General features: G+C 34.6%; 13 protein-coding genes. 4 read left to right on the top strand and 9 right to left on the bottom strand.

Features of this window, described 5'->3' with window-relative positions; genetic code table 11:
* The coding region (locus Megvenef_RS06045) for a transposase (RefSeq protein ID WP_322776028.1) at window positions 1-328 on the bottom strand (328 nt) is incomplete at its 3' end.
* Window positions 329-399: 71 nt separating this feature from the next.
* On the opposite strand from Megvenef_RS06045, the gene Megvenef_RS06050 reads away from it, so the two are divergent.
* A complete protein-coding gene (locus Megvenef_RS06050) occupies window positions 400-528 on the top strand; it encodes a hypothetical protein (RefSeq protein ID WP_322777080.1) in 129 nt (42 codons plus the stop codon).
* A 152-nt stretch (window positions 529-680) separates the two neighbouring features.
* On the opposite strand, the gene Megvenef_RS06055 is transcribed toward Megvenef_RS06050, so the two are convergent.
* The 8 genes from Megvenef_RS06055 to Megvenef_RS06090 all read right to left on the bottom strand — a co-directional run bounded on the left by Megvenef_RS06055 (window position 681) and on the right by Megvenef_RS06090 (window position 5,529).
* The gene (locus Megvenef_RS06055) at window positions 681-1,067 is read right to left on the bottom strand and encodes a nucleotidyltransferase family protein (protein WP_322777081.1); all 387 of its coding nucleotides are present in this window, start codon (window positions 1,065-1,067) and stop codon (window positions 681-683) included.
* Window positions 1,064-1,519: a nucleotidyltransferase substrate binding protein gene (locus Megvenef_RS06060; protein WP_322777082.1), complete on the bottom strand. Its 456-nt coding sequence runs from the start codon at window positions 1,517-1,519 to the stop codon at window positions 1,064-1,066. The genes Megvenef_RS06055 and Megvenef_RS06060 overlap by 4 nt, the downstream gene beginning before the upstream one ends.
* A gap of 100 nt (window positions 1,520-1,619) precedes the next feature.
* Window positions 1,620-1,997, bottom strand: coding sequence for a helix-turn-helix domain-containing protein (locus Megvenef_RS06065; RefSeq protein ID WP_410519767.1), 378 nt, complete (start codon window positions 1,995-1,997; stop codon window positions 1,620-1,622).
* Window positions 1,998-2,190: 193 nt separating this feature from the next.
* Window positions 2,191-2,445, bottom strand: coding sequence for a WGR domain-containing protein (locus Megvenef_RS06070; protein WP_322777084.1), 255 nt, complete (start codon window positions 2,443-2,445; stop codon window positions 2,191-2,193).
* Between the two features lie 51 nt (window positions 2,446-2,496).
* Entirely contained in the window at window positions 2,497-2,730 is a 234-nt protein-coding gene (locus tag Megvenef_RS06075) for a ribbon-helix-helix domain-containing protein (RefSeq protein ID WP_322777085.1), read from the bottom strand.
* Window positions 2,720-3,346 (bottom strand): AAA family ATPase, encoded by a 627-nt coding sequence (locus tag Megvenef_RS06080; protein WP_322777086.1) that lies wholly within the window; start codon window positions 3,344-3,346, stop codon window positions 2,720-2,722. The genes Megvenef_RS06075 and Megvenef_RS06080 overlap by 11 nt, the downstream gene beginning before the upstream one ends.
* Before the next feature lie 288 nt (window positions 3,347-3,634).
* Window positions 3,635-5,281 carry a UvrD-helicase domain-containing protein gene (locus Megvenef_RS06085; protein ID WP_322777087.1) on the bottom strand — a complete coding sequence of 549 codons (1,647 nt, stop codon included), beginning with the start codon at window positions 5,279-5,281 and terminating at the stop codon, window positions 3,635-3,637.
* A complete protein-coding gene (locus Megvenef_RS06090) occupies window positions 5,269-5,529 on the bottom strand; it encodes a hypothetical protein (RefSeq protein ID WP_322777088.1) in 261 nt (86 codons plus the stop codon). Before Megvenef_RS06090 ends, Megvenef_RS06085 begins: the two co-directional genes overlap by 13 nt.
* 231 nt (window positions 5,530-5,760) lie before the next feature.
* Between Megvenef_RS06090 and Megvenef_RS06095 the strand changes: the two genes are divergently transcribed.
* The 3 genes from Megvenef_RS06095 to Megvenef_RS06105 are packed head-to-tail and all read left to right on the top strand — an operon-like array spanning window position 5,761 to window position 7,323.
* A complete protein-coding gene (locus Megvenef_RS06095) occupies window positions 5,761-6,291 on the top strand; it encodes a hypothetical protein (protein ID WP_322777089.1) in 531 nt (176 codons plus the stop codon).
* Window positions 6,292-6,314: 23 nt separating this feature from the next.
* Window positions 6,315-6,578: an HGGxSTG domain-containing protein gene (locus Megvenef_RS06100; RefSeq protein WP_322777090.1), complete on the top strand. Its 264-nt coding sequence runs from the start codon at window positions 6,315-6,317 to the stop codon at window positions 6,576-6,578.
* Window positions 6,579-6,582: 4 nt separating this feature from the next.
* Window positions 6,583-7,323 carry a hypothetical protein gene (locus Megvenef_RS06105; protein WP_322777091.1) on the top strand — a complete coding sequence of 247 codons (741 nt, stop codon included), beginning with the start codon at window positions 6,583-6,585 and terminating at the stop codon, window positions 7,321-7,323.
* Window positions 7,324-7,714: the final 391 nt, after the last annotated feature.

Below are 7,714 nucleotides of genomic sequence, written 5' to 3' on the forward strand. Positions count from 1 at the left end.
CTTCAGACACATCAAGATCTTGCTGCAAATATTCATAACCACAAAAATATTGCCAATAAATATTTTCCTTTAGCTCTTCCTCCGTAAACGAATCAGAACCGTTGTACATAGCTTGAAGCATTGATAGTGCTAGCATTACTCTATGATCTTTCTTATTTCTACCAAATTGCTTGATTTCAATGTTAGGCAATGCTCTGGCTTCAAGTTCAGACCAATTTACTAAATCCCTTAGTTTATATAACTTGTTTTTAGGATTTAGTTTTGTAGATAATTTCTCTTCAAATAACCTTTCTTGTTTTTGGAGAAAAGTAATATTTTCTATAGGCATAATTTTAAAATCCGTAAGCTTTATGCGGTAATTATACCATTTTCTTATGGATTTTGTAAGCTGTTTATGACATGAAACCCCTTGTTAATTCAGGCGGGGAGAGTTTTGACGGAGGGACTTTCTATTGTATTTTGGCAACAATTTCCATAATGAGGGTTATGGATTCGTTTTTGGGGCAGGTTTTCCTTAACGAATTTTAGGCTTTTTTCAAAATTAGGGAGGCGTTCTACATCGATTAACTAACAAGAGCTAGAGCATTAATAATCAAAGTAGAACCATTACAAGTTATATCGAACTAGTGAAATCGTCAAGTGTTATGTGTTTCTATGTAACCTCGCTCCCTCTAGTCTTTTCATAACTCAAAGACAGAATTCATTGATAATGTTTTTTGTTTTCTGCGCATTACAGAGCTGCGACCTTTCAACTGTTCTTGTGTAAATAACAACAACATCTTAGAATCGATATGTGATTTAAGAGAAGTATTGGCAATCAAATTATAAGCTTGTACATCTACTTTAACAGGTAGATTGCAATCATTAAGCAATGTAAATATCCGATCTGCTGTTTTTTCGTTAATTAAGCCGTAAATTACTAAATCAATATCGGAATTTGAGCGATAAACACCAGTAGCACGAGAACCAAATAACCCTACTAGTTCTATCTGCTCTGCAAAAGGTAGAAGAGCACTGTGCAGTATATTTAACTGTTTAGTGCTTAATCCATGACTAACCTGTTTCATTTATTATCGTCCTCTGCCTCAAATTTTAACATTTCAAGATACATAGACTCTAATTCAGGATAATAATCTTTTTGAATTTGTAAGGTAATTTGTTCAAATTTTTTAAAATCATAAGTATGAGACATTTTATTTCGAGAGTCTAAAGCATCCATCCATACTTCGCCGTTTTTAATTAAATTAGATGCTATAGCCGCCTTGATTGTAGCAGCTGGAGTAATAGTTTCTAATACCACACCTTTATATTCTAAATAGTCTTTGAGCACTTTCCAAGTTAGCTCCCACGTATATTCAAAACGCTGAATAATCCCTTCTTTTTCTAATTGAGTTACCTCGCGTTCTTGCATTGTATATACTGCTTCACGCAATAAAATAAACGCACGTTTAAAATTATCAAAACGATATATCCAGCGTGGTTTTTCTTTACTACTAAACACAACCATACCTTTTTGCACCACTTACCAATTTTAACATATTTTCTAACTCCTACTCAATTTTAACGTAGGCTGTTCCATTGCTCCCCAACATAATGAGATTGATGAGTTTAATGTAACTTCACGTCTCTTTGTCAGCATCTACCATAGACTTATTAGCTAACGACTTTATCAATGTATTAACAGCAGCTTGATGATCAGGATTCTCAATTCTCATAAAGTTACGTGATACTTCGATGCACATACGTTGATGCTGTGTTACTACAGGTTTATTGTCATCAGACTCTAGCCCTTCGACAAAATAAGATATATCTTTTGACAGAGCTTTTGCAATTATAAGCAATCTACTTGCATAAATTCTGTTTCTGCCTTTTTCATATTTTTCTACTTGTTGGTGAGTAACACCAATACTCTTCGATAGTTGGGCGCGAGAAAGCCCATGAGCAAGTCTCAGCGAGTATATTCTCTCCCCTACATATCTATCAACTGAGGTAGTCATTTTTTGCCTCATGTGTTAAATCCCAAATCATTTTATAATGCCATGTTAGTTTTAAATCAACTACAGATTTTCTACTTAATAGACTACATTTTCTAAAAATAATTTAAAAATCGATCTTTAGTCTCTAGCCTATTAGAAAACCAAAATAAATACACAGAAAGTTTTTATGACAAACATTACGTAGGCACAATAATCAATCACTGAGTGATTCCCCTAAACCAACAATGTCATTTACTGTACTAACTATATATCCTCGATACAACCTTCTCTTTTTTACCTGTTCTGCAACTTTTTGTACCTCATACTCCGTATTGCAAGGAATGGTCTTATATCCTCCTAAGCTTCCACCAACTCTACCCCAAACACAAATAACGTCAATTGTTCCAAATAAAGTATTCTGCCCAAATAACTTGTAATATTTATTTTCCTTTGTCCAATATAGAAACATAATAGCTACGTTTACTTAAAATTTATGCCTATGAAAACACCTTGATCTGACCTAAGTAATTGGCGGTAGATTATATTTTATAAACAAATCATTTAATGCTTCCTTTGCTAAAGTCTGTATCTGAGAACGTTTTTCAACGGCTAATTTCTTAAATTGATAATGGGCTTCTGGTGAAACTGTAATAATTATTTTTTTAGCTACAGTATTTTTTTCTACACCTATTTTATTTAAGTCTTTGCTTTTTGTTTTAGACATAGCCTCAGCAAGGCTTGTTTTATTTCGCATCTTTTTTTACCTGATTTATTAATTCAAAGATATTTTGTATTTCTCTAGAAGCTTTGCTGTTTACATCAAACTCAACTACTCCAAGACCGGCAGTCATGGCATGACTAAAAATGATCCGCTGTCCTACCGTGTATTCACATACATTGCCACCTATTTTTTCTATAGCTTGCCTTGCTTCTTTTTCTATAGTTCTCTGCGAGGGTAAGGCATTTAATATTACCAAGGCCTTTACCTGAGCAAGGTTACAAATATTTAAACTAGATTGAATAGCTTTTATGTCAAGAATACCTGCTCGACATGGAATTAACACAAGGTCAGCTATCTTTGCAGATTCCAATGCTGCATTTTCTGAGTGTGGAGCAGTATCAATAAACACAAAGCTAGCATTATTTACTTCTGCTTTTTGAATTAACTTATCCATTCTTGAAGCATGAGCAGATAACACGACAGGATAATCCTGTTCCCGAATATCACTCCATTCAGTAGCAGAGCTTTGAGGATCTAGATCAATTAAGAGAGATGATAAATTAGTTCTTTCTGCTTCTACGGCTAGATTAATGGCAAGAGTTGTTTTACCAGCTCCTCCTTTTTGAGAAATTATTGCAATCTTAATCATCTTATAAAGAAATATATTTATATGTGCTTATATTTACATAAATATATTTATTTATCAATTTATATTTAAATAAAAAAAGTTCTTTATAAAAGTGGGTTTGTATATAGACACTATTATAATTTATTATAAATTTATATAGGTACTTTTTTATAAATTTATATTTATAGAAATATATAAACGCCCAAAGATTACGCAACACCTCCTGCGATAGGTAATCAAAGGATTGTAGGTATCCACAATAATATTAACAAAAACTGTGGATATTTTTATCATTTCTCTACGGACAACTTACGCTCTGGCGCACTGCTCATAAGTTATAACATCAATATTGCGTGGCGGTAATATCCCGTATTCTGTACCTTGTCTTTGTTTTTTATTATGGGATCTCAATCTTTCGATAAGCACATTCACTCCCTTAGCCAACAAAAGACTCCGCTTTGCTCTTGTTACTGCCACGTATATTAGGTTTAACTCCTCAGTATCATTTATGAGTATTTCTTCTATTGTTCCACCAGCACCAAAAATCATAAAGTCATCTTCAACTACTACGTTATTCCACTCTCTTCCCTTGGACTTATGTATTGTTGAGAGAGTAATATCTGCTATGTCTTCAGCAACATAATTAGCATTCTCTATTTGGAATATAACCTTTTTAAAACCGTGTTCATGCTCCTTTATGAGTTTAGCAAGAAAGGTAATATCTGGGTCTTGATATTTATGATTGAAGTGCAGCATTGCATTCCAAGATTTGAACTGTTTTAGCTTTAAGTGTTTGACGTTGCTTATATCGCCTGTAAAAAGAGCATACCCGCTTTTAGCAAGATTTAATACTTCAACCACTCCGCCAACTACATGCAGTCTTTTGCTTTGGAATTTTAGAATTACTTCTATAATCCTAGCATTAGTACGGCATAATACTGTAAATGGAAATTCTATAGATTTTTCTGCAATCCTTGTTTCAATAGCAGGAGAACCTCGTAACAATTTTTTTTCACCCTTAGCCAAGGTAATAATATTTGCTAACTTACTAAGCTCCTCACCAAAACGAAACGACTGGCTTAGATAATAATCCTCTCCAGTTAGTTTTTCAAAAGCATTAATTGAACCACGCCATGAATATATCTGCTGGTGCTCATCACCTACATATATTTTTTGGCAAATTTGTTTGGAAAGAATATCGAGCAGAACGGGATTTGCATCTTGGCATTCATCAAACAAGATAAAGTCATAAGCGTTGCTTAGATTAGGTTGTGATAGCTGATACATCTTTAAGTAAAAGTCATGCTCAATAGGTAGCATTGAGGCTTCTTCAATACATTGCTTCCAATATTCGGCAGCTCTATTAATGACGTAATTTACAATAGCCTTAGTTTCCTTGCTATCATTTCCTTCAACCGTTTCAAACACCGAGCTTGTGCTAAAATATTTGTCAATCTTTTGCTTGTCGCTATTAGCAAATACCCTCAATAATTTTAGAGTTAAAAAAGCTAAATCATTTTCTTCGTAGTTATATATCCGCTCTATTTCTATATATTCTATTATATCAAATACATTCAAGTTGCGTACACGTCCCTTAATCCTATAAGCATTAGCACCATAAGCAATACTGTGAGCCGTTTTGCAGTCTATATGCTTGGGGAATTTCTTTACCGCGTCTAACTGGATAACTTTGTTATACGCTAAATACAAACCTCTCCCAGATAGTTTTTTAGCTATCTCTACAAGAGTGGAAGTTTTACCGCTACCCGCAAATGCTTTTATTTTAAGATTTGCACCTCTACAGCTAGCTTCTACACAAAGCTTTTGTTCGTCAGTAAGTTGGTAGTCAGCATCCGAGTTAGTCTGAGTGTAATTTATTGAAGTAAGTTGATTATGTTCTTTATAATTCCTACGCTGTAATTCCATATTTTTTACAACAGCTCCTATTTTTCGCATATATGATTATTCTCATCAATTAGTTGAACACGTGGTAACAATTCTTGAAAATACAGTTGTATTGCCCAAGGCTCGCTAGCTTCAATAGCTTTGGCTAAATGCTTGTATACCGTGGCACTTTTTTTGTCGGTGAACTTCTTCAGTTTGCCTAGAGCCTCCTTTGGCTCAATAGGTCTGCCCTTTAAATTGCCGCTTTCTCCTTTATTGTATTTTCCTTTATATGTTTCTTTTATTTTAGTGGATTGCATAGCTTTTTTAGCTCCTTATTAGTTTTAGTATTTTTATTAACCCAATTATAACATATGCAACCTGATAAATACACCTCATTCCCTGTAATATCATAGGTTTAGAGCTGTTTATAACACATAGGTTAAGAATGTTGCATTAATACCTCGATAACTGCTGAAAAAGTAGCTTGTATCTCTGTTATATGCTACAATATAGAAATATTAAAGTCGGTAAATTAGAAGAGAATTATCGTGAAATCAGAATTACAAAAAAAAGACTCTAAATCAAATTCAGTTAATATTAATTTAGAGTTTGAGGCTATAACCAACGCCTTTTGTATAGAGGAAGCTAATCAAGAGAAAGAGAAAGGGAAAGTAGAATTTTCCGTAGCACTTCTAAATCAAGTAGTAAGGGCAGGGTATGATAATGATGACCCACAAAAAATGTCTGATAATACTCTGGTAGCTATCAGCGATATTAAGCCCAAAGATACTATAGAAGCTATGCTTGCAGCTCAAATGCTGGCTATACACAATGCAACAATGAAAAATCTCACAAGAGCTAATGGGTTGCTAAGTAGTAGATCATATAAGGAAATAGAGCTTGGTAGTAAGGCTTTTAATGTGGCTAACAAATTGGCTCGTACCTACACTATGCAAATGGAAGCATTACAACGCTATCGGGGCAAAGGCCAGCAGAAAATGGTTATAGAACATGTCAATGTTAACTCAGGCGGACAGGCCATAATTGGTAATGTTGAAACTAATAAAAAGCTTAACTAGGGGGAGGGTAGGAAAAAAAGACAATGCAAAACAATGCTATGCGTGAATTACTAAAACTTAGCTGTAATGCAAAAACTCGTAGCGGTCATCCCTGTAAATCAGCTACCGTAAAAGGTAAGAAACGCTGTCGTATGCATGGTGGTACTAACAACGGCGCACCTAAAGGCAATATGAACTCGTTCAAGCACGGCTACTATACCAAGGAGAACATCGTAAAACGCTCAGAAGTCCATAAGCTGATTAAAGAGTGGAAGAAATTATCACAAGAATTAGAAGGAGACTATTAAGCAAATGCAGAATAATAACACCGCAGTAATATTGGATGACTTGCAAATAGCACAAGTTGAGGCTTTAGCAAATTATCTCTCTATAGAACAAGTAGCTGGTTATTTTAATCTCTCAGCCAGCGACTTCCTAGACTTACAAAAAAAGGATGAACGAGTTTTGCGAGCCTATAGAAAAGGTAAGATTAGAGGCGTGTGCAAAGTAGCTCTGCTTCTCTGGGAACAAATGGAAGCTGGCAACGTTACCGCTCTTATATTCTTTCTCAAAACACGAGGTGGTTGGAGTGAAAGGCCTTTTGCAGAAACAGAAGATAATGCGCATAAATTCAAAAACATTAAATTGATATGCAAGGAGTTTGAAGCTGAGAAGGCTAAAAGTCGTCAGTTGGCTAATTTAAAACAATTCTCTAAAGAAGAAACCGCAGAAATAAGCCAGTCTATCGTTAGCCTACCAGTAGGCTTACGGGAAGAAGCTAACAAAGGTAAAACTTTAGAAGTCATAGCTAAAAAAGCAGGTGTCAGTAGGGCTACAGCTGAACAATATGACGCTATCCAACGCAAAGGCACTGAAGAGCAAAAAGCTGAAGTAGCCTCTGGGAATTCTAGTATCAAGAAAGTTTATACCAATATTCGTAAAGCCGAACGTTTGGAGACTAACAAAGTAACCGAATGGCCAAAAGTCTTCATACCCATTCCACTCGGAGTGATGGTAACGAAAGAAGCAACGGAAGTTATGGCAAGGCTATAACAGGGGTATTAAAAATGCTTATATCCTTGGTAAAACAAGGTTTACGGGTTTTTTTCAAGAGAAACAAAAGACCACAACTAAACTTAATCAATGGAGGTTTTCCGAGTCTATGAAAAAGAGAGCGTTAACTAGGTATTGGAGGGGTTTTGCGGAGTACTATAAAAAGAACTCTGTAGGGGGGTAAAATTTGACTTCCTACAATCTATAAATTGTAATTGCTAGGAAATAGACATTTTTCGTTAAAAGAAACGGAAAATAACGGAAAAAGTTTTAAAAAGGCAAAATAGAAATGATAATTTCTACTATAATTGGGGTCTGTCCATCTAAGTGTGTAAATTCCTTATAGGTTATATAATCAATTAATATAACCAAGAGGAATAAAATATGACTA

Origin of the sequence: Candidatus Megaera venefica, assembly GCF_034554655.1 — a bacterium.
Taxonomy (GTDB): domain Bacteria; phylum Pseudomonadota; class Alphaproteobacteria; order Rickettsiales; family Rickettsiaceae; genus Megaera_A; species Megaera_A venefica.